The sequence below is a fragment of the Streptomyces tauricus genome (assembly GCF_014650955.1).
GTDB lineage: Bacteria > Actinomycetota > Actinomycetes > Streptomycetales > Streptomycetaceae > Streptomyces > Streptomyces tauricus.
In genome coordinates, this window is sequence record NZ_BMVY01000012.1 from 169568 (window position 1) to 192389 (window position 22822).

The window sequence follows — 22822 nt, forward strand, 5'->3', positions numbered from 1 at the left end:
GGCCCCGGAGCCCGGCACCCCGTGCGGGACCGACGCCCCTCGCCGCCCCGGACGCGACGTGTATCCGGGACCCGGGCGCGCCGCGTGAATTCGACGGCTGAATGGTTACTCGTTCAGCTATGGCCGAACGTCACCCTCATGAGGAGCGCGACGAGACACGTCTTGAGCGCGCCGACCGGAATTTCAACGAGCTCCTCCAGGAGCTCCGGGTCACTCAGACGGGCGTCCAGATCCTCTTCGCCTTCCTGCTGACCCTCGCCTTCACCCCGCGGTTCCCCTCCCTCGACGACGTGCAGCGCACCACGTACGTCGTCACGCTGCTGCTCTCGGTCCTGGCGGCCGCGCTCTTCACCGCCCCCGCCGCCCTGCATCGCAGGCTGTTCCAGCAGGGCGCCAAGCCGCAGGTGGTGAATGCCTCGTCCCGGCTCGCGCAGGCCGGTCTGGCCGTGCTGGCGCTCGCTCTCGCCGGTTCCGTACTGCTCGTCGTGGACGTGGCGGTGGACCGGACCGAGGGGATCGTGGCCGGGGCGACCACTCTGCTCCTGTGTGTCGGGCTGTGGGAGGTCCTGCCGTACCTGCTGAAACGGGCCGCCGACAAGGTCCCCGACAAGAGCGCGCGGGACGAGTAGTCCGCGCGGGGCTCAGTCCGCCCGCACCGGCTCCACCGGGACCGTCCAGGGCAGCATGATCGATACGGTCTTTCCGCCCTCTCTGGTGGGCCGGACCGTGAGCTTGCCACCGGATTCCGCGGTCAGCCAGCGGATGATCACCATGCCGCGGCCGTTGTCCTGCTGGACGGCGGCGGGCAGCCGTTTCGGGAAGCGCGGGTGGCTGTCGGTCACCCCGATGCGCAGTTGTTCGTCACGGTCGAGCTCGATGTCCACCGTAAAGGTGGGTGACAGCCCGAAGGTGTGCTGTACCGCGTTCGTGGCGAGTTCGGAGACGATGAGCCGTACCGTGTCGGCGGTGTCCGAGTCGGACGGCAGTCCCCATTCGGCCAGGACGTCGGTGACATACGTACGGGCGGTGGAGACCGAGGCGGGATCGCTCGGCAGAGTGACGGATGCTTCCTGGTGGTCTGCCATGCGACGTCGTCCCTTTCCCACGGGACCGGGGTCCGACCGAAGCGGGTGACTTCGCGACAGTCCCGGACTGGTGCTTGCGCCAGAGTACCACTACCTCGGCGTTCGTGGTGCCGATCCACCAAGATATGCATATATCTGTCGCTCGAAGCGGTGAACTCTGCGACCGTCGACCGTATTTGGGCGGGCAGCTGGTTTGTCCTCTACCGTCGGCGTGACGCCGGGCGTTGTAGCGCCTGCGCGACGGTCGGAAGGAGACGGCCATGCAGTACGGCCCCGCGGTGCGCCGACGCAAGCTCGGCGCCGAACTGCGAGCCCTGCGCGCCCGCGCGGGCCTCACGAGCGGTGAGGCGGCGCGCCTCGTGGGCTGGCACCAGTCGAAGGTGAGCCGGATCGAGACCGGCCGCAGCGGGGTGAAGCCCGCCGACGTGCGGAGACTCCTGGACGCGTACGACGTCCGGGACCCGGAGTTGTACGAGTTGCTGGTCGTGCTGGCGGGCGCGGACGACGACGGCCGGCACCACTGGTGGCACGCCTACCGGGGCCTCCTGCCGTCGACGTACAGCGACTTCATCAGCCTGGAGTCGCAGGCGGGTGCGATGCGCACGCTGGAGAACTCCGTGGTGCCGGGCCTTCTGCAGACGCCGGAGTACGCCCGCGAGGTGACCCGGGCCGCGGTGGACGGGGCGCACGACGGCAAGGTGGACGCCCTGGTGGAGGTTCGCCTCGCGCGCCAGGACGTACTGCGTTCGAACAAACCGCTTCGACTGAGTGCCGTTCTGGACGAGGCGGTGCTGCGTCGGACCGTCGGTGGACCGGAGGTCATGGCGCGGCAGTTGGACCGGCTCCGGGAGGCCGCGCACCTCCCTCACGTGCGGATTCAGGTGCTGCCCTTCGGAGTCGGCGCCCACGTCGGAGTCACCGGGCCCTTTGTTATTTTTTCGTTTCCGAACAGATCTGATCTGGATGTGGTTGTTCTAGACCACTTGACGAGTAGCCTTTATCTCGAACAGAGAGAAGACCTCCGGTCGTACGAGGAGGCCTTCAACTCCCTTCAGGGCCAGGCCCTTTCGCCCGAGGACACGTTGGACTTCATCGCCGGTGTAGCTGACGGCGCATAAGGAGGCACCATGCCCGCCACGCCTCGGTACGTACCTTCCAGCACCCGTCCCAGCGCTCATCCGCCCGGTCTGCGGTGGCAGCGCAGCAGCCGCAGCACGGGTATGAACAACTGCGTCGAGACGGCCCGGCCGGACTCCGGCCCCTGGGCCGGACTGCTCGCGGTGCGCGACTCCAAGAACCCGTCGGGGCCCGCCCTCCTCTTCGGCCCCGCGGCCTGGGAAGGCTTTATCGGCGCGCTTCGATGATCACGCCGACCGCCCGGTCGAGCTGCCCCTCGGTGAGATCCGCGCGGGCCGTGAGCCGCAGTCGTGAGATGCCGTCCGGCACCGACGGCGGACGGAAGCAGCCGACGGCCAGACCCGCCGCACGGCACTCCGCCGCCCAGCGCAGCGCCTGCTCCGGGGAGGGCGCGCGTACGGAGACGACGGCGGCGTCGGGCCGTACGGCTTCGAGGCCCTCGGCCGTCAGGCGCTCGTACAGGGAGATGGCCACCGCACGCGCGCGTGCGGCCCGTTCCGGTTCCTCGCGCAGCAGACGCAGGGCCGCCAGGGCCGCGCCCGCCGCCGCCGGAGCCAGACCCGTGTCGAAGATGAAGGTGCGGGCCGCGTTCACCAGATGGTCGATGACGTGGGCCGGTCCGAGGACGGCACCGCCCTGACTGCCGAGCGACTTCGACAGGGTGACGGTGGCGACGACGTCGGGCGCGCCCGCGAGTCCCGCCGCCCACGCGGCGCCCCGTCCGCCGTCGCCGATGACACCGAGACCGTGCGCGTCGTCCAGCACCAGCGCCGCGCCGGGTCTGCCGGAAGCACCGGACTTCCTGCTCGCACCGGACTCACCGGGCTCACCGGCTTCCCGGCAGGCCGCGGCCAGTGCCGTCAGCGGGGCCGCGTCGCCGTCCACCGAGAAGACCGTGTCGGAGACGACGATCGCGGGCCCGGTCCGCGTGTCCAGCGCCTTGCGGACGGCGTCGGGGTCGGCGTGGGCGACGACCTGCGTGGTGCCCCGCGCGAGCCGGCAGCCGTCGATGAGCGAGGCGTGGTTGCCCGCGTCGGAGACGATGAGGGAGCCGTGCGGGGCCAGCGCGGTGACCGCGGCGAGGTTGGCCGCGTAGCCCGAGGAGAAGACGAGGGCGGACTCGAAGCCGCAGAACTCGGCCAGCTCGCGTTCGAGTTCCGCGTGCAGTTCCGTCGAACCGCTGACGAGCCGGGAGCCGGTCGCGCCGCCGCCCCACGTCCGGGCGGCCCGTGCGGCGCCCTCCGTGACCTCGGGGTGCCGGGCCAGGCCCAGATAGTCGTTCCCGGCGAGGTCGAGGAGTTCGGAGTCGGCGGGGCGCGGGCGCAGGGTACGGACGAGTCCGGCCCGGGAGCGCGCCCGCGCCTGCTCGTCGATCCACTCGAACGGCGATCGAGCCATATGTCCTCCGGCCATGAGATGGGGGGTGGGTACGGGTGTCCCATGGGGCCCCGACACACGACTTTCCGCCCGGCCGTCCCCACTGCCCTGTGCAGACCACGCACAGCCGCCTTTTGTAGGCAACGCACAGACCCTAGCGGGACCACCAGCCGCCCATGATGTGGCAATACCCACACGTCGAACCGTCTCTGTTGTCCGGTCCCTCCTTGGCCCGGCGCGGTCGGATAGGCCAGGATCGGACCTCATGGACCTGCTGAACACGCTGCTGGACAAGGGGCTTCGGCGCGAGCTGCCGACCCGCGACGAGGCACTGGCCGTGCTGGCCACCTCCGACGACGAACTCCTCGATGTGGTGGCCGCGGCCGGCAAGGTACGCCGGCAGTGGTTCGGCCGACGGGTGAAACTCAACTACCTCGTCAACCTCAAGTCGGGTCTGTGTCCCGAGGACTGCTCCTACTGCTCGCAGCGGCTCGGCTCGAAGGCCGAGATCCTCAAGTACACCTGGCTCAAGCCCGACCAGGCCTCCGAGGCCGCGGCGGCCGGGCTCGCGGGCGGCGCCAAGCGGGTGTGCCTGGTGGCGAGCGGACGCGGTCCCACGGACCGTGACGTCGACCGGGTCTCGGACACCATCAAGGCGATCAAGGACCAGAACGAGGGCGTCGAGGTGTGCGCCTGCCTCGGGCTCCTCTCCGACGGCCAGGCCGAGCGGCTGCGCGACGCGGGGGCGGACGCCTACAACCACAACCTCAACACGTCCGAGAGCACGTACGGGGACATCACCACCACCCACACGTACGCCGACCGCGTGGATACGGTCCAGAAGGCGCACGCGGCGGGTCTGTCCGCCTGCTCCGGTCTGATCGCGGGCATGGGCGAGAGCGACGAGGACCTCGTCGACGTCGTCTACGCGCTGCGGGCGCTCGACCCGGACTCGGTGCCGGTCAACTTCCTGATCCCCTTCGAGGGCACCCCGCTCGCCAAGGAGTGGAACCTCACCCCGCAGCGGTGTCTGCGCATCCTCGCGATGGTCCGGTTCGTCTGCCCGGACGTCGAGGTACGGATCGCGGGCGGCCGCGAGGTCCATCTCCGTACGATGCAGCCCCTCGCCCTGCACCTCGCCAACTCGATCTTCCTCGGCGACTACCTCACCAGTGAGGGCCAGGCGGGCAAGGCGGACCTCGACATGATCGCGGACGCCGGTTTCGAGGTGGAGGGCACGGGCGAGGTGACGCTCCCGGAGCACCGGGCCACCGCACACGCCGGATGCGGCTCGCACGCGGGCGCCGACGCCGGCACGGACGCCGGCGCGGACGCCGGCGCGGACGCGGGGTGCGGCTCGCACGCGGGCGGCGGTTGCGGGCCCTGCGGCTCGGCCGACCGGGAGCCGCCCCGCAAGGAGCCGGTCTCCGAGGCGCGTACGGACCTGGTCTCGGTACGCCGTCGGGGCGCCGGAACGGACCTCGCGCCCAATGCCTGACCTGCCCCCGTCCCCCGGCCCTTCCGGGCCTGCCGAGCCCCCCGGGCCTGCCGTGCGTGAGCTGCTCGAACTCGACCGGCGGCACGTCTGGCACCCGTACGGGCCGATGCCCGGCCGGCAGGAACCGCTCGTCGTGGAGTCGGCGAGCGGGGTGCGGCTGCGGCTGGCCGGTGGCGGCGACGAGCTGATCGACGGCATGTCGTCCTGGTGGTCCGCCATCCACGGCTACAACCACCCCGTCCTCAACGAGGCCGCCCGCGACCAGCTCGGCCGGATGAGCCACGTGATGTTCGGCGGGCTCACGCACGAGCCGGCCGTACGACTGGCGAAGCGCCTTGTCGACATGTCACCGGAAGGACTTGAGCATGTCTTCCTGGCCGACTCCGGCTCGGTGTCCGTCGAGGTCGCCGTCAAGATGTGCCTCCAGCACTGGCGTTCGCTCGGCCGCCCCGGTAAGCAGCGCCTGCTGACCTGGCGCGGCGGCTACCACGGCGACACCTGGCAGCCGATGTCGGTGTGCGACCCCGAGGGCGGGATGCACGAACTGTGGCAGGGCGTGCTCCAGCGCCAGGTCTTCGCCGACGCGCCACCGGTCGCGTACGAGGAGGCGTACGCCGATCATCTGCGTGCGCTGATCGAGCGGCACGCCGACGAGCTGGCGGCGGTGATCGTCGAGCCGGTGGTGCAGGGCGCGGGCGGGATGCGGTTCCACTCCCCCGCGTATCTGCGGGTGCTGCGCGAGGCGTGCGACGCCCATGACGTGCTGCTCGTGTTCGACGAGATCGCGACGGGCTTCGGGCGTACGGGAGCCTTGTTCGCGGCCGAGCACGCGGGGGTGACCCCGGACGTGATGTGCGTCGGCAAGGCGCTGACCGGCGGATATCTGACGATGGCGGCGACGCTGTGCACCGCGCGGGTCGCGGAGGGCATCTCGCGGGGCGAGGTACCCGTCCTCGCGCACGGCCCGACCTTCATGGGCAACCCCCTGGCAGCCGCCGTGGCCTGCGCCTCCATCGACCTCCTCCTCGGCCAGGACTGGCGGACCGAGGTCAAGCGGATCGAGACGGGGCTGCGGGACGGCCTGGCGCCCGCGGCGGAACTGCCCGGTGTCCGGGACGTACGCGTCCTCGGTGCCATCGGGGTCGTGCAGGTGGACCACGAGATCGACATGACGGCGGCGACCCGGGCGGCGGTACGCGAGGGTGTGTGGCTGCGCCCGTTCCGGGACCTCGTCTACACGATGCCGCCGTACGTCACCGGTGACGCCGATCTGGCGCGGATCACGGCGGCCGTGTGCGCGGCGGCACGGGAGGGTTGAGATGACGGTACTGGTGATCACGGGGACGGGCACGGAGGTCGGCAAGACCGTCACCACGGCCGCCGTGGCCGCGGCGGCCGTCGCCGCGGGGCGGTCGGTGGCCGTGCTCAAGCCCGCGCAGACGGGCGTGCTGCCGGGTGAGGCCGGGGACGCGGAGGAGGTGGCGCGGCTCGCGGGCGCGGTCACGGCGGTCGAACTGGCCCGGTACCCGGAGCCGTTGGCGCCCGCCACGGCCGCGCGGAGGGCCGGTCTCGCGCCGGTGCGGCCCGAACAGGTGGCGGAGGCCGCGGCCAAGCTGGCCACCGAGCACGACCTCGTGCTGGTGGAGGGCGCGGGCGGGCTGCTCGTACGGTTCGACGACGAGGGCGGCACGCTCGCGGACGCGGCGCGGTTGTTGGGGGCGCCCGTGGTGGTGGTCGCGTCCGCCGGGCTCGGCACGCTCAACACGACGGAGCTGACGGCTCGGGAGCTGGGGGTTCGGGGGCTCGATCTGCTCGGCGTGGTGGTGGGGAGCTGGCCGAACGATCCGGACCTCGCGTCGCGTTGCAATCTGGGGGATCTGCCGGTGGTGGCGGGGGCGCCGCTGCTGGGGGCGCTGCCGGAGGGCGCCGGCCGGGTGCCGGTGGGTGACTTCCGGGTCGCGGCGGTGGGTTGGCTGGCGCCTCGCCTGGGCGGGACCTGGGACGCGGCTGCGTTCACCTCGGCGCACGTGCGCCCCTGAGGGGGCGTAGCCCCCAAAGACAAAGATTGCGCAGTTCCCCGCGCCCCTAAAAAGGGGCGCGGGGAACTTGCGTGGGCGGTCCCCGCCGAGGGCGCGCACTAGGCGGCGCCTCGGAGGTCTCGTTCATGCCTCCGGTGTCAGTAGGCGGACCAGTTCGATTCGGGAGCGGATGCCCAGGCGGGTGAACACCCCTCGGAGGTGATGGTCGATGGTCCGCGGACTGAGCACCAACCGCGCCGCGATCTCCCGGTTCGTGGCCCCCTCCGCAGCCATCCGCGCCACCGTGAGCTGCTGCGCGGTCAGCAGACCGGCCATATCGGGTGAACCGGCCGAGGACCGCACCGTCGCCCCCAGCGCCCGCAGCTCCGCCCGCGCCTCGGCCGCACAGTGCGGCGCCCCGAAGTACTCGAAGGCCTCCAGGGCACTGTGCAGCCGGTCCCGCGCCTCCGTCCGGCGCCGCAGCCGCCGCAACGCGCCGCCGAACAACAGCTCCGTACGCGCCCGTTCGAAGTCACGCGTACCGCCCGCGTGGAGGTCGAGAGCCGTCCGGTAGTGGTCGGCGGCCTCGTGCCCGGTCGCCAGCAGAGCCCGGCAGCGGGCGCTCAGCGCGAGGTCGTCCGCACTGCGCACGACCCGGGCCCAGCGGTCGTAGTCGGCGTGGGCCCTGCGCGCGACCCGGGTGTCACCGGTGCGGACGGCGGCTTCCACGTAGTGCGGGGTCGCGAGGTGGCGGACGGCCCGATGCCCGTGACCTGGGCCGAATCCGGCGAGCGCGCGCAGCCGGGACGCGGCTGCCGCGTAACGGCCCGTGCTCAGGTCGAGGAAGGCGAGCGCCCACAGCGCCAGCGCGGCGGGCAGCCCGAGGCCGTGCTCCAGGGCGTGCGCGCGGGCCAGCCCGGCGCGCGTCCGGCACAGTTCCTCGTCCCCGGTGACGGCCGCGAACATGGCGAGGGCCGCCTGGAGGTGACAGGCCCCGTTGTCCTGCCCGGTGGCGTACGCCTGTCGCAGGGCCTCCAGCGTGGCGGCTCCGGCGGAGCGCGGGCGTCCCGTCCAGAACTCGGCGTACGCCCGGAACTCCATGGCCTGCGGAACCGTCGCGGGCTCGCCCAGGGCGCGCGCCGAGGCGGCGGCCCGGACGGCCGCGGACGCGGCGCGGGTGTGGTCACCGAGGAGCAGCGCGGCGATGGAGGAGTGGATGAGGGAGGTGGGGTCGCCGCCGGGCCCGCAGCGTCCGGCCGCCGCTCGCAGCAGGTCACGGGCGTCCTCGTACCGGCCCTCGAACGCCGCGGTCAGCCCACCGAGCGTGCCGGGCGCCGCGATCCCCAGCCGGGCGGCGACGGCGGCGGCCTCCCGGCAGCGGCGCAGGTCACCGGTATAGATGGCGGCCTCGGTGGCACGTGCCACCAGATGAGCGGCGGCGTCGGGGACGGCGGGACGCACGCCGTGCGCGGCGGCGTCGAGGCACGCGCGGTGCGGGACGGCGTCGAGGCACGCGTTGTGCGGGGCGGCGTCGGGGACGGCAGGGTACGCGCCGTGCGCGACGGCGACGCCGGGGCACGCGCCACGCGCGGCGGTACCGGGGACGGCGGGACGCGCGCCGTGCGCGGCGGTATCGAGGACGCCGGGACTCACCCCGCGAGCGTCGACCGCGCCCACGACCGGCGGCGTACCTGCGACCGCACGGCCACACGGGCCACCCGAGGCACTCAGAGCGCCCGGGGCCCCTGGGGCGCTCGGGGCACCCGAGGCACCCGAGGCACCCAGGGCGCTCGACGCTCCCGACGCACCCGGGGCATCCGGGGCGTCCAAGGCCCCCGTACGCGCCCCCGCGCTCCGCTCCACCGCCGCGAGCAGCGCGTCGAATGCCTCCGTGGCGTTCTCCGCGCGTAGAGCGAGCACTCCGCTCATACCGTCGACGTCCCCGTGGGCGGCCAGCCGGCGGGCCCGGTCGCCGTCGCCGGAGCGCCAGGCGTCGGCGGCGGCCCGGGCCAGCAGGCGCGGGCGTTCGCGCGGGTCCGGGGTGAGGGCGGCGGCCCGTTCGAGGAGCCCGCACGCCAGCGCGTGTTCACCACCCGCGCGCGCCTCATGGGCCGAGGCGCGCAGGTCCGCCGCGAGGCGCCGGCTGGGGCCGAGCGCAGCGGCGGCCCGGTGCCAGGACCGGCGGGGCGCCTCGCCCTCGCCGCGCAGGACCCGGGCGAGAAGGCGGTGCGTCTCGCGCCGGTCGACGGCGGACGCGGTCTCGTAGGCGGCGATACGGGTCCAGGGATCCCGGAACACCACTCCGGCGGAGGTCGTACGGGCGAGCCCGGCCGCCTCGGCGTCGTCGAGGGGACCGGTGTCCAACCGGGCCGCGGCGACCGCGCGTTGGTAGGCGCGCGTGGCGAACGGGTGTTGGTCGGCGGCGGCGATCAGCAGCAGGCGCCGGGTGGCCGGGGCGAGCGAGCGCACCTCGGGCCGGCGGGAGCGCAGCAGACCGGGTACCGCGCCGACGAGGTCGGCCGGAAGCGGTTCGAGTCCGGCCCGTTGGCGCTCGCCGAGGACGGCCGCGAGCTCCGCGGCGGCGAGCGGATCACCGTGCGCGGCGCACAGCACCCTGACCCGAACGCCCTCGGACAACGGCGTTCGCGTGAGGGGCCGCGAGGCGTTGCCCGGATGTTCCGGGACGTTCATCAGGGGCGGTGGCGAAGGGTGCGGGAGAGGCGGGGGGTTCACCGAGGTCACCACGCCACTCACGTTACTGGCGGGTTAAGTGGTGCGTAAAGACCGGCGAGTTCACCGATGCGGCGCGCGTAGACCCCACCGGACACTCCTGACGAACCCACCCCCCTCAGGAGGCGTCATGACCCGCCGCATTCGCACTGCCGGCACGGTCTTCGCAGCCGCGCTCGCGTCGCTGCTCACGTTCCTTTTCCTCCCCGCGCCCCCGGCCCACGCCGCCGCCCACAACCCCGTCGTCTTCGTCCACGGACTGAGCAGTTCGTCGAGCAGCTGGGACGACTGGGTCGCCGACTTCAAGGCCGACGGCTACACCAGCTCCGAGCTGTTCTCCTGGTCGTACGACTGGGGCCAGTCGAACGTCACGACCGCCCAGCAGCTGGCCACCAGGATCCAGAGCGTGCGCACCCAGACGGGCGCGGCCAAGGTCGACCTGGTCGTCCACTCCATGGGCGCCCTGAACTCCCGTTACTACCTCAAGAACCTCGGCGGCACGGCGTACGTGGACGACTTCGTCTCGACGGCCGGCGTCAATCACGGGACCACCACGGCCGGTTGGTGCACCTGGCTCTACACGTCGTGCGCGGAGATGTACACCGGCAGTTCGTTCCTGACGTCGCTCAACTCGGGGGACGAGACACCCGGCGGTGTCTCCTACGCCAGTTACTGGTCGAACTGCGACGACGCCCTGACCCCCGACACCAGCGCGATCCTCAGCGGCGCCACCAATGTCGAGGTCGGATGCATCTCGCACACCGACATGAACAACGACTACGGCGTCTACGAGCAGGTGCGGGACTTCATCGCCTGACGTCCCACGAGTCCGTCCGCGCCCGTCCCGTGGCCCCGCCCGACCGGGGCCGCGGGGCGGGCGTCGGGCGGTCGCGTGACGGGCCGTGGCGGCCATACGCGGCGTCGGACGGGTGAGCGGGGCCCTCCGGGGGGACAATCGCGGTAGGTCCACACCCCAGGGGGAGGCCTCATGCGATCGCGCGGCTCCAGAACCGCCCGGACCGGCGCGCTGTCCGCGACTCCGGTGCACCATCCGCTGTTCGCCCGCTTCTACGCCCGGCTCAGCGTGGCGGCCGAGCCGACGATCGGCGTCCACCGCGAGGAACTGCTCGCCGGACTCTCCGGCCGGGTCATCGAGATCGGCGCGGGCAACGGACTGAACTTCGCCCACTACCCGAGTACGGTCTCGGAGGTCGTCGCGATCGAACCCGAGCGCAGACTCCGGCAGTTGGCCGTCACCGCGGCGCTCCGCTCCGATGTGCCCGTGGACGTGGTGCCGGGGGTCGCGGAGGCCCTGCCGGTCAAGAGCGAGGCGTTCGACGGGGCCGTCGTGTCACTGGTGCTGTGCAGCGTACGGGACCTGCCGCGGGCCCTGGCCGAGATCCACCGCGTGCTGCGCCCGGGCGGTGAGCTGCGCTTCTTCGAGCACGGCAGTGGCGGCGGCCGGGCGATGGCGGCCGGGCAGCGCCTCCTCGACCGCACGGTGTGGCCCCCGCTGTTCGGCGGCTGCCATGTGGGCCGGGACCCGGTCGGCGCGATCCGGGACGCGGGGTACGAACTCGGCCCGCACCGGCGGCTGTTGGTGCCCGAGAAGGGGCCGCGCACGCCCAGCTCGTACTGCGTGCTGGGCACCGCCCGCCGTCCGTCCGCCTCCTGAAGGCCACCCACGTGACCTCAGAGGGTGCGCTGGGGACTCAGAGGGTCCACTGGCGCAGTTCGCGCGCGATGTCATGCACCGTCGCCTCGCCCGTCTTGACCAGTCTGGCCAGGTCGCGGACCTGCTCGGGCGAGGTGACGACCTTCAGGCCGCTGGCGACGAGGTAGGCGTACGCCACGGCCATCGCGTACATCGCGTTGGAGCGCTCCAGCGCCGGGACGTGCAGCAGGACCTGGAGCAGTGCGGCGGCGCGTGCGTGCGGGCTGTCGTACACGGGGACGCCGAAGATCTCGGCCTCGTGGCGGCCGACCGCGGCGACCAGGGCGCCCCAGTCGACGACCTGCGGGTCCCCCGGTGTCTTGTGCTCGGCGACCATGAGGAGCCAGGCGAGGTCGACTCTGATGTTCAGTGGTTCGTTCACGGGCTCGGATGGTTCGTTCACGGGTTCAGGTGGTTCGTTCAAGGGCTCAGCGACGGCCTTCCCGGTCCGTGGCCCGGTCCGTTCCGCGATCCGTGGCCCGGTCCGTTCCTCGGTCCGTTCCTCGGTCCGTGCCGAACTCCTCGGCGAAGACGGACTCGTACTGCTTCATGAAGTCGGCGGCGGCCTCGACGAAGGTGTGGCCGGCTTCTCCGGTGTCCTGCTTGACCAGTTCCTCGATGTAGCGGTTGACGCTCATCCCGCGGGCCAGGGCGCGTTCCCGCGCGGCCCGGGCGGTGCCCTCGTCCACGCGCACGTTCAGCTGGGTCTTAGCCATACGTCGAAGCTAGCGCCGAAACGCTAGCAAGGGCAAGAGGGGGCGATCCCGGTCTCTCCGGGCCGATCCGCCGGCGCCCCCCTAAGGGTGTCCCTTACATGGACCCTGAGGTGACCGACCTGCGGCGGAGAACACCCGGGACTTCGGGGGGATACCGGGTGTGCCCCGCATCACACTAGGCTCGCCGCGGACACCGAAGTCCGACCACGGGGAGGCGGCCTTGTCCACAGCAGCTGCGGAGCACGCCCTCGGGCGCACGGGCCCCGAGGAGACGGCGGCCCGCGCCCGAGGACTGACGAAGGCGTACGGGTCGGGCGAGACGGCCGTGCTCGCCCTCGACTCGGTCGACGTGGACATCGCGCGTGGCCGTTTCACGGCGGTCATGGGTCCCTCGGGGTCGGGGAAGTCCACCTTGATGCACTGCCTGGCGGGGCTCGACTCCGTCTCGGCCGGACAGGTGTGGCTGGGCGACACCGAGATCACCGGGCTCAAGGAGCGCGAGCTGACCCGGCTGCGGCGGGACCGGATCGGCTTCATGTTCCAGTCGTTCAACCTGATACCGACCCTGAACGCGGCGGAGAACATCACGCTGCCGATGGACATCGCGGGCCAGAAGCCCGACGAGAAGTGGCTGAACCAGGTCATCGACCAGCTCGGCCTGCGCGACCGCCTCAAACACCGGCCCGCGCAGCTCTCCGGCGGTCAGCAGCAGCGGGTGGCCTGCGCGCGGGCGCTCGCCTCGCGCCCCGAGCTGATCTTCGCGGACGAGCCGACCGGCAACCTCGACTCACGCGCCGGCCTGGAGGTGCTCGGCTTCCTGCGGGACGCCGTCGACGAGCTGGGGCAGACCGTGGTCATGGTCACCCACGATCCGGGCGCGGCGGCCCACGCCGACCTGGTCCTCTTCCTCGGGGACGGGCGGATCGTGGACGAGATGGCCCGGCCCACGGCCGACGCGGTGCTGGAGCGTATGAAGAGGTTCGACACGATCCGCGGGACGGCCGAGGCATCCGAGGCGCCCGGGACACAGGATGCCTCCGGGACACCCGAGGTGTCCGGGACACCCGAGGTGTCCGGGACACCCGAGGTGTCCGGGATTCCCGACGGGGACGCCGCCGGCCCCGATCGTAAGAGCGTTCCCGGCCAGGGCATCGCCCCCGACAGGGACTGAGGGGGCGGGCCGTCGTGCTGAAGGCGACACTCCGTAGTTTCCTCGCTCACAAGGGCCGGCTGCTGCTCTCGGCGCTGGCCGTCCTCCTGTCCGTGGCGTTCGTCGCGGGCAGCCTGATCTTCTCGGACACGGTCAGCCGGACCTTCGACCGGCTCTTCGCGTCCACCTCGGCCGACGTCACCCTGAGCCCGAAGGAGGATCTGGAGTCCCAGATACCCTCCGGCGCCGTGCAGACGGTTCCCACGAGCCTCGTGGACCGCATCTCGAAGATCGACGGGGTCGCCCTCGCGCGTCCGGACGTGTCCGTCGAGAACGTCACGGTCGTCGACAAGGACAACGAGTCGGTGGGCCCCACCACGGGCGCGCCCACCATCGCGGCCGACTGGTACGTCACCGACCGCAGCCCCGTGGAGCTGACCTCGGGGCACGCCCCACGCGGCCCCGGCGAGGTACTTCTGGACGCGGACACCGCCGACAAGAAGCACGTGGACATCGGTGATCCGCTGACCGTGATCGCGCAGCCCGGGTCGTTCAAGGTGGAGGTCGTCGGCATCGCGACCTTCAAGACCACCAACCCGGGCGCGGCACTCGTCTTCCTCGACCCGGCCGTCGCGGCGGACAAGCTGCTGGGCCGTGACGGGGTCGCCACCAGCGTCCAGGTCGACGCGGCTCAAGGGGTGACCGACGCGGAGCTCAAGCGGCGTATCGCCACGGAACTCGGCGGCGACCGGTACGAGTTGGAGACCGCGGACGAACAGGCCGAGTCGGCCGCGTCCCAACTCGGCGGATTCCTCGACGTGATCAAGTACGTGATGCTCGGCTTCGCGGGGATCGCGGTGCTGGTCGGGATCTTCCTGATCGTCAACACCTTCTCCATGCTGATCGCCCAGCGCACCCGTGAACTGGGTCTGCTGCGCGCGCTCGGCGCCGACCGGCGGCAGGTGCGCCGGTCCGTGCTCACCGAGGCGATCCTGCTGGGCGTGGTGGGCTCGACACTCGGCCTCGCCACCGGCATCGGGCTCGCCTTCGGGCTGATCAAGCTCATGAGCGTGTTCGGCATGAACCTGAAGACCACCGAGATGGTCATCGGGTGGGGGACGCCGGTCGCGGCGTACGTCGTCGGGGTGGGCGTCACCTTCGTCGCGGCGTACCTGCCGGCCCGGCGGGCGGCCACGGTGTCGCCGATGGCCGCGCTGGCGGACGCCGAGATCGCCGGTGTGGGGCGGCCGTTGCGGGTACGGGCCGTCGTGGGGGCGATCGTCGGGGCGCTGGGCGCCGCCGCGCTCGTGGGCTGCGCGACGGCGACGGAGACCTCGTCCGCCGCGTCGCTGCTGGGCCTCGGTGTCGTCCTCACGCTCATCGCGACGGTGATCGCGGGGCCGCTGCTCGTCCGTCCGGTGATCCGGGTCCTCGGCGGGTTCTTCCCCGCGGTGTTCGGTTCGGTCGGCCGGATGAGCCAGCGCAACGCGCTGCGCAACCCGCGCCGCACGGGCGCCACCGCGGCCGCCCTGATGGTGGGGCTCGCCCTGGTCGGCGGGATGTCCGTGGCGAGCGCGTCGATGACCAAGTCGTTCGACGAGCAGATCGACAAGACGCTCGGCGCCGACTTCGTGGTGCAGAACGCCAACTTCATGCCGTTCCCGCAGGAGATCACCGAGAAGGTGATGGCCACGGAGGGGGCGGGTCTCGTCGTACGGCAGCGGTTCGCGCCGGTCGCCGTCCGGCTGCCGGACGGCGAGCGCGTCGAGACGACCGCGTCGGGCTACGACCCGGACCTCGACGAGGTCGCCCGCATTCCCTACGCCGAGGGGAACACGGCCGCCGCGCTCGCGGACGGGAACATCGCGATGGACGCCGGGTTCGCCGAGGACCACGACGTGCGCCTCGGCAGCACGATCCCGGTCGAGTTCCCGGCCGGGCGCAGGACCGAGCTGAAGGTCGCCGCGCTGACCGACCAGGACGGCGCGGAGGGCTTCGGCACGCAGGGCGGGCTCTTCCTCGGCTTCGCCACCATCGAGAAGTTCGTGCCGGGCGGCCAGGACTCGGCGCTGTACGTGAACGCCGCCTCCGGTGCCTCCGACGCGTCCCTGCGCGCCGACCTCGACAAGACGCTGGACCCGTATCCGCAGGTGCAGGTACGTGACCTGGCGGACTACAAGAAGCTGATCCACGACCAGATCGCCGTGCTGCTCTACCTCGTGTACGCGCTGCTGGGGCTCGCGATCGTCATCGCCGTGCTCGGCGTGGTCAACACCCTCGCCCTGTCGGTCGTCGAGCGCACCCGGGAGATCGGGCTGCTGCGCGCGATCGGTCTGGGCCGGCGGCAGCTGCGCCGGATGATCCGGCTGGAGTCGGTGGTGATCGCCGTGTTCGGCGCGGTCCTGGGGCTCGCGCTGGGGCTGGTGTGGGGCGTGTGCGTGCAGCAGGTCCTCGCCCTCCAGGGGATGAAGGCGTTCGCGATCCCGTGGACCACACTCGTCGCGGTCGTCGTGGGCTCGGCGGTGGTGGGAATCGTGGCAGCCCTGCTCCCGGCGCTGCGCGCGTCCCGCATGAACGTACTGGCGGCAATCGCCCACGAGTGACCGGCGGACCTGGCCCGGGCCCGGCCTCGCACCGATGCGGTGCGGGGCGCGGCCCGGGCCGACCCGGGCCCGGAGAACGGCCAGGTCCGGCCCGGAGGGCGGCCCGGTCCAGCCGGAGAGCGGACCGGCACGACCTGGAGAACGGCCTGGCCCGGCGCAGCCTGGCGGACGGTCCGGTGCGGCGCGGAGGGTGGCCCGATGCGGCCCCGAGGGCGGCCCGGTCCAGCCGGAGAGCGGACCGGCACGACCTGGAGAACGGCCTGGCCCGGCGCAGTCCGGCGGACGGCCTGGTGCGGCGCGGAGGGTGGCCCGATGCGGCCCCGAGGGCGGCCCGGCCCAGCCGGAGAGCCGACCGCACGACCTGGAGAACGGCCTGGCGCGGCGCGGAGAACCGCCCGGTCCGGCACGAGGGGGCGGGGGGAGGGCGGCCCGGCGCGGTGCGACCTGGCGCCGGTTTCGCCGGCTCTCCCCGCCGCCGCTCGGCCACGCGGTGGCCGAGCTGGCCGCTCAGGGGGTGCGCCGGTTCGCCACGGTCCCGCTGATGCTCGTGTCCGTCGGGCCCGCCGAGAACGACCTGCCGGCCGCGCTCGCCCGTGAGCAAGGAGGTGGCGCGGCCCGGCCATGCCCTGCCATGCCCTGCCAGGCCCTGCCAGGCCCGGCGCGGAGGGCGGACAAGGCCTGGCCAATAGGACATGTGGCCGCGCGCAAGCGTGTCCGTATCGTGGAATTCGGGGTTCGTTCGCGGCGCCCGTGGTGGGATCAGCGTATGAGTGATCTTCGGATACGGGCCGCCGGGCCCGGCGATCTCGACGCCGTTCTCGCCTTCTGGCGGACCGCCGCCGAGGGCACCAGCATCAGCGACGACCGGGACGGCGTGGAGCGGCTGGTCGGCCACGACCCCGAGGCGCTGATCCTCGCCGAGCGGGACGGCGAGCTCGTGGGCACGGTCATCGCCGGTTTCGACGGCTGGCGCTGCCATCTGTACCGGCTCGCCGTATCCCCGGCCCGGCGCCGCCAGGGCATCGGCTCGGCCCTCCTGACCGCGGCCGAGGAACGGTTCGTACGGCTCGGCGGGCGGCGCGGTGACGCGATGGTGCTGCAACGCAACGAGTCGGCGCACCATGCATGGCGCGCTGCGGGGTACGCGCCGGAAGAGCACTGGCGGCGTTGGGTCAAGCCGCTGATCGAGTGACACCCCAGGAAAGGTGATGAGCTTCCGCCCATGGGCGAGCCCCCCGACATCCGACGCCACGGCGTCCCGCCGCGCCGACACCGCGCGCTTCCTCCGCATCTGCCCGATCATGGGACGGAGGTGACCCGATGACAGAAGTGCTGCTCCTGGCCGTGGCCGTACTGCTCTCGCTGGCCTGCGGCGCCTTCGTCGCGGCCGAGTTCTCCCTGACCACGGTCGAACGCAGCCAGCTGGAGCGGGCCGTCGAGCGCGGCGAGGTCGGCGCGGCCGGCGCCCTCAGGGCCGTCAAGAACCTCACCTTCCAGCTCTCCGGCGCCCAGCTCGGCATCACCGTCACCAACCTGGTCGTCGGCATGCTCGCCGAGTCGTCCGTCGCGAAGCTGATCGCCGGGCCCCTGGAGGCGGTCGGGGTGCCGAGTTCGGCGACCTCGTCGGTCGCGCTGGTGATCGGTACGGCCCTGTCGACGGTCTTCCTGATGGTCGTCGGCGAACTGGTGCCCAAGAACTGGGCGATCTCCTCGCCGCTGGCCGTGGCCAAACGGGTGGCGACACCGCAGCGCTGGTTCAGCGCGGTGTTCCGGCCGTTCATCTCCCATCTCAACAACACCGCCAACCGTGTCGTACGCCGTTTCGGCGTCGAGCCCGCCGAGGAGCTGGCCTCCGCGCGCGGACCGCAGGAACTGGTCGCCCTGGCCCGGCACTCCGCGAAACTGGGCGCCCTGGAGGCGGACACCGCCGAACTGTTCGTGCGCACGCTGAACCTCGCCGACCTCACCGCGGAGAACGTCATGACACCGCGGGTCCAGGTCATCTCCCTGGACGTCCAGGCGACCTGCGAGGACGTGGCGAACGCGACGCGGGCGACCGGTCTCTCCCGCTTCCCCGTCCACCGCGGCAACCTCGACTCGGTCGTCGGCGTCGCGCACATCAAGGACGTCATCAGGGTGCCGGCCGACCGCAGGGCCCGTACCCCCGTGTCGCAGGTGATGCGCGAGCCCCTGCTCGTACCGGAGACGCTGACCGTCGAACGGCTGCTCGACCGGCTGTCCGGCAAACGCACGATGGCCGTCGTCATCGACGAGTACGGCGGTACCGCCGGGGTCGCCACCCTGGAGGACATCGTCGAGGAGGTCGTCGGCGAGGTGCGCGACGAGCACGACCCGCACGAGACGCCCGACCTGGCCCCGGCCGGCACGGACGACGAGGGCCGCACGCTGTACTCGGCCGACGGGTCCGTACGCACCGACCGGCTCGCCCGCGTCGGACTGCGCGCGCCCGACGGGCCGTACGAGACGCTCGCGGGTCTCCTGGCGACGGAACTCGGGCGCATCCCCGTCGAAGGGGACACGGTCGAGGTCGCCGGGTGGCGGCTCGACGTGGTGGACGCGACGGGGCGGCGGGCCGCGCGGGTGCTGATGCACGCGCCGGAGGCCGGGAGCACCCGCTCCGAGGAAGCCGGATCCGAAGGAGGGCGGGGACGATGACTGCCGTACAACTGCTGATCGGTCTGGCGACCCTGGTCGTGAACGCCTTCTTCGTGGCGGCCGAGTTCGCGCTGATCTCCGTACGCCGCAGCCAGATCGAGCCTTACGCGGAGGCGGGAGACCGGCGGGCGCGCGGGGTGATCTGGGGTCTGGAGCACGTGTCCGCGCTGATGGCGGCCGCGCAGCTCGGCATCACGCTGTGCACGCTGGTCCTGGGTGTGGTCGCCGAACCCGCGATCGCGCATCTGCTGGAACCGGCGTTCCATGCGATGGGGCTCTCGACCGGTACGGGGCACGCGATCTCCTTCGTGATCGCACTCGCCCTGGCCACCTATCTGCACATGCTGCTCGGCGAGATGGTGCCGAAGAACATCGCGCTGGCCGAACCGGTGCGGACGGCGCTGCTGCTCGGCCCGCCGCTGGTCGCCCTGTCACGGGCGCTGCGGCCGGTGATCTTCACGGTCAACGCGTTCGCCAACTGGCTGCTGAAGCTGCTGCGTGTCGAGATCCGGGACGAGGTGTCCGCGACCTTCTCCGACACGGAGCTGGCCCGTCTGGTGAAGGACTCCAGCGAGGCGGGGCTCATCGACGACCGCGCCCAGGAGCGGCTGCACGACGCCCTGGAACTGGGGCGGCGGCCGGTACGGGACGTGGTGCTGCCGCGGGAAAGGGTGGTCTACGCGCGCGTGGGCGTCACTCCCGAGCAGTTGGAGGCGCTGTCCGCCGAGTCCGGGTTCTCCCGCTTCCCCGTCGTGGACGACGGACTGCGCATCGTGGGCTACCTCCACGTCAAGGACGCCCTGGACGCGATGCCGCGCGACCTGCCGTTCCGGGTGCGGGACATGCGGTCCATCGCCCGCGTCCGCGAGAACACGCCGCTCGACGACGTCCTGACCGCGATGCGGCGCGGCCGTACGCATCTGGCGGCGGTCCTCGGTGCGGACGGGCGGCTGGCCGGGATGGTCACGATGGAGGACGTACTGAGGGAGCTGTTCGGCCAGTCCGCGTGATGCCGCCCGCACCCACCGGTCCGGTCGGCGGGGCCGCGCCGCACGGCAGACCGGTGGGTATGTGCACGCGCTATCATTTCTTCCGCCATGCAGACGAATGCCACCTTCACCAGCCTTGTCGCGGTCGGCGACTCCTTCACCGAGGGCATGTCGGACCGCCTTCCCGACGGTACGTACCGGGGCTGGGCTGATCTCCTCGCGGCCCGGATGGCCGCGCAGACGCCCGGCTTCCGGTACGCCAACCTCGCGGTGCGCGGCAAGCTCATCGGACAGATCGTCGCCGAGCAGGTGGACATCGCGGTGTCGATGCAGCCCGACGTGATCACGCTGGTCGGCGGCCTCAACGACACCCTGCGGCCCAAGGTCGACATGGGGCGCGTCCGCGGACTCCTGGAGGAGGCCGTGGAACGCCTGGCGCCCGCCTGCAAGCAGCTCGTCCTGATGCGCAGCCCCGGCCGTCAGGGCCCGGTCATGGAGCGGTTCCGCCCCCGCATGGAGGAGCTGTTCGTCTGCATCGACGACCTCGCGTCCCGGCACGGCGCGCTCGTGGTCGACCTCTACGGAGCGCAGTCCCTGGGCGACCCGCGCATGTGGGACGTGGACCGGCTGCATCTGACGGCCGAGGGGCACCGCCGGGTCGCCGAGGCGGTGTGGCAGGCACTCGGGCACGCGGCGGAGGACGCCGAGTGGCACACCCCGATGCCGCCCTCCGCCCCACCCCGCTGGGTCGCCCGCCGGGCCGCCGACGCGCGCTTCGCCCGCCAGTACCTACTGCCGTGGATCGGCCGCCGCCTGACCGGCCGCTCGTCGGGCGACGGCCGCGCGCCCAAACGCCCGGAACTGCTGCCGTACGACGAGTACAAGGGGTCCGTGGAGTAGGCGGCGTACCCGCCTCGTAGGTTCCCACCAACGAACCCGTGGCACCGGCCTGCAGGAACCGCCAGTAGAATCCGTACACGTGACTGCGCCCGCAAAGCCCCGTATCCCGAACGTCCTCGCCGGCCGCTATGCCTCGGCCGAGCTCGCCACCCTGTGGTCCCCCGAGCAGAAGGTGCGGCTGGAGCGTCAGCTGTGGCTCGCCGTGCTGCGGGCCCAGAAGGACCTCGGGATCGAGGTGCCCGACGCCGCGCTCGCCGACTACGAGCGGGTCCTCGACCAGGTCGACCTGGCCTCGATCGCCGAGCGCGAGAAGGTCACGCGGCACGACGTGAAGGCGCGGATCGAGGAGTTCAACGACCTCGCCGGGCACGAGCACGTCCACAAGGGCATGACGTCCCGCGACCTCACCGAGAACGTCGAGCAGCTGCAGATCCGGCTCTCCCTGGAGCTGGTGCGCGACCGCACGGTCGCCGTCCTCGCGCGCCTCGGCAGGCTCGCGGGCGAGTACGGCGAGCTGGTCATCGCGGGCCGCTCCCACAACGTGGCGGCGCAGGCGACGACGCTCGGCAAGCGGTTCGCGACCGCCGCCGACGAACTGCTCGTCGCGCACGGCCGGGTCGAGGAACTGCTCGCGCGGTACCCGCTGCGCGGCATCAAGGGCCCGGTGGGCACGGCGCAGGACATGCTCGACCTGCTGGGCGGGGACGCGGCGAAGCTCGCCGACCTGGAGCAGCGGATCGCCGGGCACCTCGGCTTCTCGCAGGCGTTCACGTCGGTGGGCCAGGTCTATCCGCGCTCGCTGGACTACGAGGTCGTGACCGCGCTGGTGCAGGTGGCCGCGGCCCCTTCGTCGACCGCCAAGACCATCCGGCTGATGGCCGGGCACGAGCTGGTGACCGAGGGCTTCAAGCCGGGCCAGGTCGGTTCCTCGGCGATGCCGCACAAGATGAACACCCGCTCCTGCGAGCGCGTGAACGGCCTGATGGTGATCCTGCGCGGGTACGCCTCGATGACGGGTGAGCTGGCGGGCGACCAGTGGAACGAGGGTGACGTGTCCTGCTCGGTGGTGCGCCGGGTCGCGCTGCCGGACGCGTTCTTCGCGCTGGACGGTCTCCTGGAGACCTTCCTCACCGTCCTCGACGAGTTCGGCGCCTTCCCGGCGGTCGTGGCGCGCGAGCTGGACCGCTACCTGCCGTTCCTCGCGACGACGAAGGTCCTGATGGGCGCGGTGCGCGCGGGCGTCGGCCGTGAGGTCGCGCACGAGGCCATCAAGGAGAACGCCGTCGCCTCCGCCCTCGCCATGCGCGAGCAGGGCACCGAGCGCAACGAACTGCTCGACAAGCTCGCCGCGGACGAGCGCATTCCGCTCGACCGCGCTCAGCTGGACGCGCTGATGGCGGACAAGCTGTCCTTCACGGGCGCCGCCGCCGACCAGGTGGCCGCGGTCGTGGCGCGCGTCGAGGAGATCCTGAAGCAGCACCCGGAGGCCGCGGGCTACACGCCGGGGGCGATCCTCTGACGCGGTTCACCTCCGCCGAACTGGAGGCCGCCCGCGACCGGCTCGTACCGGATGTCGTCGCGGCCGGTCTCCAGGTGCTGTTCTGCGGTATCAACCCCGGGCTGATGACGGCCGCGACGGGCCACCACTTCGCGCGCCCCGGCAACCGCTTCTGGCCGGTCCTGCACCTGTCCGGTTTCACCCCGCGGCTCCTGAAGCCCTCCGAGCAGGACGAGTTGCTCTCGTACGGGCTCGGCATCACCAATGTGGTGGCGCGGGCGAGTGCGCGGGCCGACGAGATCGGCGCGGAGGAGTACCGGGAGGGCGGGCGGCTGCTCGCCGCCAAGGTCGAACGGCTGCGGCCGCGGTGGCTCGCGGTGGTGGGCGTGACCGCCTACCGGGCGGCGTTCGACGACCGCAAGGCCGTGATCGGCCCGCAGGAACGGACGTTCGGCGCCACGCGCGTATGGGTCCTCCCCAACCCCAGCGGCCTGAACGCACACTGGACGGCGAAGACGATGGCGGAGGAGTTCGGCCGGTTGCGCGAGGCGGCGCGGGACCAGCACCCGTAGGGCGTGCGGGGCTGGCGCCCCCAGGAGACGCGGAGCCGGCGCCCGAAGGGGGCGGGAGCCAGCGCCCCGTCAAGGGCGCGGGGCCAGCGTCCTTTAAAGGCGCCGGGCCGGCGCCCTTCAGGGGCGCGGGGAACTACGCGGCCAGCCCCCACCGGCCCG

21 protein-coding genes and 1 pseudogene are annotated in these 22822 nt (G+C 72.4%); 17 read left to right on the top strand and 5 right to left on the bottom strand.

Annotated features, from left to right (window positions below; all coding sequences use genetic code 11):
* Positions 1 to 119 precede the first annotated feature (119 nt).
* The gene (locus tag IE278_RS20485; protein ID WP_189774358.1) at positions 120 to 629 is read left to right on the top strand and encodes a DUF6328 family protein; all 510 of its coding nucleotides are present in this window, start codon (positions 120 to 122) and stop codon (positions 627 to 629) included.
* A 12-nt stretch (positions 630 to 641) separates the two neighbouring features.
* Here IE278_RS20485 and IE278_RS20490 read toward each other — a convergent pair whose 3' ends face one another.
* Positions 642 to 1085, bottom strand: coding sequence for an ATP-binding protein (locus IE278_RS20490; RefSeq protein ID WP_189774360.1), 444 nt, complete (start codon positions 1083 to 1085; stop codon positions 642 to 644).
* A 260-nt stretch (positions 1086 to 1345) separates the two neighbouring features.
* On the opposite strand from IE278_RS20490, the gene IE278_RS20495 reads away from it, so the two are divergent.
* Both IE278_RS20495 and IE278_RS20500 read left to right on the top strand, forming a co-directional pair.
* On the top strand, positions 1346 to 2203 hold the full coding sequence (locus IE278_RS20495) for a helix-turn-helix domain-containing protein (protein ID WP_189774362.1): 858 nt from the start codon (positions 1346 to 1348) through the stop codon (positions 2201 to 2203).
* 9 nt (positions 2204 to 2212) lie between these two features.
* A complete protein-coding gene (locus tag IE278_RS20500; protein ID WP_189774364.1) occupies positions 2213 to 2449 on the top strand; it encodes a DUF397 domain-containing protein in 237 nt (78 codons plus the stop codon).
* Here the strand turns inward: IE278_RS20500 and IE278_RS20505 are convergent.
* Positions 2430 to 3620 carry an 8-amino-7-oxononanoate synthase gene (locus tag IE278_RS20505; protein WP_189774366.1) on the bottom strand — a complete coding sequence of 397 codons (1191 nt, stop codon included), beginning with the start codon at positions 3618 to 3620 and terminating at the stop codon, positions 2430 to 2432. The two genes, IE278_RS20500 and IE278_RS20505, sit on opposite strands and share 20 nt — an antisense overlap.
* Before the next feature lie 244 nt (positions 3621 to 3864).
* Between IE278_RS20505 and bioB the strand changes: the two genes are divergently transcribed.
* Genes bioB through bioD form a run of 3 tightly spaced genes read left to right on the top strand, consistent with a single transcriptional unit; the run spans position 3865 to position 7136 of the window.
* Positions 3865 to 5097, top strand: a complete 1233-nt coding sequence (gene bioB, locus IE278_RS20510) for a biotin synthase BioB (protein WP_189774368.1) — start codon at positions 3865 to 3867, stop codon at positions 5095 to 5097.
* Positions 5090 to 6415 (top strand): adenosylmethionine--8-amino-7-oxononanoate transaminase, encoded by a 1326-nt coding sequence (locus tag IE278_RS20515; protein WP_189774370.1) that lies wholly within the window; start codon positions 5090 to 5092, stop codon positions 6413 to 6415. Before bioB ends, IE278_RS20515 begins: the two co-directional genes overlap by 8 nt.
* Before the next feature lies 1 nt (position 6416).
* On the top strand, positions 6417 to 7136 hold the full coding sequence (bioD, locus tag IE278_RS20520; protein WP_189774372.1) for a dethiobiotin synthase: 720 nt from the start codon (positions 6417 to 6419) through the stop codon (positions 7134 to 7136).
* A gap of 123 nt (positions 7137 to 7259) precedes the next feature.
* Here the strand turns inward: bioD and IE278_RS20525 are convergent, their stop codons facing one another.
* On the bottom strand, positions 7260 to 9752 hold the full coding sequence (locus IE278_RS20525) for a helix-turn-helix transcriptional regulator (protein WP_308434926.1): 2493 nt from the start codon (positions 9750 to 9752) through the stop codon (positions 7260 to 7262).
* 223 nt (positions 9753 to 9975) lie between these two features.
* Between IE278_RS20525 and IE278_RS20530 the strand changes: the two genes are divergently transcribed.
* Together IE278_RS20530 and IE278_RS20535 are read left to right on the top strand one after the other, a co-directional pair.
* Positions 9976 to 10662, top strand: a complete 687-nt coding sequence (locus IE278_RS20530; protein ID WP_189774376.1) for an esterase/lipase family protein — start codon at positions 9976 to 9978, stop codon at positions 10660 to 10662.
* Between the two features lie 171 nt (positions 10663 to 10833).
* The gene (locus IE278_RS20535; RefSeq protein WP_189774378.1) at positions 10834 to 11520 is read left to right on the top strand and encodes a class I SAM-dependent methyltransferase; all 687 of its coding nucleotides are present in this window, start codon (positions 10834 to 10836) and stop codon (positions 11518 to 11520) included.
* A gap of 37 nt (positions 11521 to 11557) precedes the next feature.
* Here the strand turns inward: IE278_RS20535 and IE278_RS20540 are convergent, their stop codons facing one another.
* Together IE278_RS20540 and IE278_RS20545 are read right to left on the bottom strand one after the other, a co-directional pair.
* On the bottom strand, positions 11558 to 11896 hold the full coding sequence (locus tag IE278_RS20540; protein ID WP_189774470.1) for a fic family toxin-antitoxin system, toxin component: 339 nt from the start codon (positions 11894 to 11896) through the stop codon (positions 11558 to 11560).
* Between the two features lie 91 nt (positions 11897 to 11987).
* The gene (locus IE278_RS20545; RefSeq protein WP_246570430.1) at positions 11988 to 12275 is read right to left on the bottom strand and encodes a toxin-antitoxin system HicB family antitoxin; all 288 of its coding nucleotides are present in this window, start codon (positions 12273 to 12275) and stop codon (positions 11988 to 11990) included.
* Positions 12276 to 12495: 220 nt separating this feature from the next.
* Between IE278_RS20545 and IE278_RS20550 the strand changes: the two genes are divergently transcribed.
* The 9 genes and pseudogenes from IE278_RS20550 (at position 12496) to mug (ending at position 22663) form a co-directional block, all read left to right on the top strand.
* A complete protein-coding gene (locus tag IE278_RS20550) occupies positions 12496 to 13446 on the top strand; it encodes an ABC transporter ATP-binding protein (protein WP_189774380.1) in 951 nt (316 codons plus the stop codon).
* Positions 13447 to 13460: 14 nt separating this feature from the next.
* Positions 13461 to 16028: an ABC transporter permease gene (locus IE278_RS20555; protein WP_189774382.1), complete on the top strand. Its 2568-nt coding sequence runs from the start codon at positions 13461 to 13463 to the stop codon at positions 16026 to 16028.
* Between the two features lie 34 nt (positions 16029 to 16062).
* Positions 16063 to 16617: pseudogene (locus tag IE278_RS43200) on the top strand (hypothetical protein); the annotation flags it as partial.
* 177 nt (positions 16618 to 16794) lie between these two features.
* Positions 16795 to 17220: a GNAT family N-acetyltransferase gene (locus tag IE278_RS42315; RefSeq protein ID WP_246570432.1), complete on the top strand. Its 426-nt coding sequence runs from the start codon at positions 16795 to 16797 to the stop codon at positions 17218 to 17220.
* Between the two features lie 128 nt (positions 17221 to 17348).
* Entirely contained in the window at positions 17349 to 18704 is a 1356-nt protein-coding gene (locus IE278_RS20565; RefSeq protein ID WP_189774387.1) for a hemolysin family protein, read from the top strand.
* Complete coding sequence (locus IE278_RS20570) at positions 18701 to 19714, top strand: hemolysin family protein (RefSeq protein WP_189774389.1); 1014 nt, start codon at positions 18701 to 18703, stop codon at positions 19712 to 19714. The genes IE278_RS20565 and IE278_RS20570 overlap by 4 nt, the downstream gene beginning before the upstream one ends.
* An 87-nt stretch (positions 19715 to 19801) precedes the next feature.
* The gene (locus tag IE278_RS20575; protein ID WP_189774391.1) at positions 19802 to 20593 is read left to right on the top strand and encodes an SGNH/GDSL hydrolase family protein; all 792 of its coding nucleotides are present in this window, start codon (positions 19802 to 19804) and stop codon (positions 20591 to 20593) included.
* A gap of 79 nt (positions 20594 to 20672) precedes the next feature.
* A complete protein-coding gene (purB, locus tag IE278_RS20580; RefSeq protein WP_189774393.1) occupies positions 20673 to 22112 on the top strand; it encodes an adenylosuccinate lyase in 1440 nt (479 codons plus the stop codon).
* A complete protein-coding gene (gene mug / locus IE278_RS20585; protein WP_189774471.1) occupies positions 22109 to 22663 on the top strand; it encodes a G/U mismatch-specific DNA glycosylase in 555 nt (184 codons plus the stop codon). The genes purB and mug overlap by 4 nt, the downstream gene beginning before the upstream one ends.
* Positions 22664 to 22822: the final 159 nt, after the last annotated feature.

Coding starts and splice junctions, on each gene's coding strand:
- IE278_RS20485 (WP_189774358.1), top strand. CDS start 120: ATGGCCGAACGTCACCCTCATGAGGAGCGCGACGAGACACGTCTTGAG.
- IE278_RS20490 (WP_189774360.1), bottom strand. CDS start 1,085: ATGGCAGACCACCAGGAAGCATCCGTCACTCTGCCGAGCGATCCCGCC.
- IE278_RS20495 (WP_189774362.1), top strand. CDS start 1,346: ATGCAGTACGGCCCCGCGGTGCGCCGACGCAAGCTCGGCGCCGAACTG.
- IE278_RS20500 (WP_189774364.1), top strand. CDS start 2,213: ATGCCCGCCACGCCTCGGTACGTACCTTCCAGCACCCGTCCCAGCGCT.
- IE278_RS20505 (WP_189774366.1), bottom strand. CDS start 3,620: ATGGCTCGATCGCCGTTCGAGTGGATCGACGAGCAGGCGCGGGCGCGC.
- bioB (WP_189774368.1), top strand. CDS start 3,865: ATGGACCTGCTGAACACGCTGCTGGACAAGGGGCTTCGGCGCGAGCTG.
- IE278_RS20515 (WP_189774370.1), top strand. CDS start 5,090: ATGCCTGACCTGCCCCCGTCCCCCGGCCCTTCCGGGCCTGCCGAGCCC.
- bioD (WP_189774372.1), top strand. CDS start 6,417: ATGACGGTACTGGTGATCACGGGGACGGGCACGGAGGTCGGCAAGACC.
- IE278_RS20530 (WP_189774376.1), top strand. CDS start 9,976: ATGACCCGCCGCATTCGCACTGCCGGCACGGTCTTCGCAGCCGCGCTC.
- IE278_RS20535 (WP_189774378.1), top strand. CDS start 10,834: ATGCGATCGCGCGGCTCCAGAACCGCCCGGACCGGCGCGCTGTCCGCG.
- IE278_RS20540 (WP_189774470.1), bottom strand. CDS start 11,896: ATGGTCGCCGAGCACAAGACACCGGGGGACCCGCAGGTCGTCGACTGG.
- IE278_RS20545 (WP_246570430.1), bottom strand. CDS start 12,275: ATGGCTAAGACCCAGCTGAACGTGCGCGTGGACGAGGGCACCGCCCGG.
- IE278_RS42315 (WP_246570432.1), top strand. CDS start 16,795: ATGAGTGATCTTCGGATACGGGCCGCCGGGCCCGGCGATCTCGACGCC.
- IE278_RS20565 (WP_189774387.1), top strand. CDS start 17,349: ATGACAGAAGTGCTGCTCCTGGCCGTGGCCGTACTGCTCTCGCTGGCC.
- IE278_RS20570 (WP_189774389.1), top strand. CDS start 18,701: ATGACTGCCGTACAACTGCTGATCGGTCTGGCGACCCTGGTCGTGAAC.
- IE278_RS20575 (WP_189774391.1), top strand. CDS start 19,802: ATGCAGACGAATGCCACCTTCACCAGCCTTGTCGCGGTCGGCGACTCC.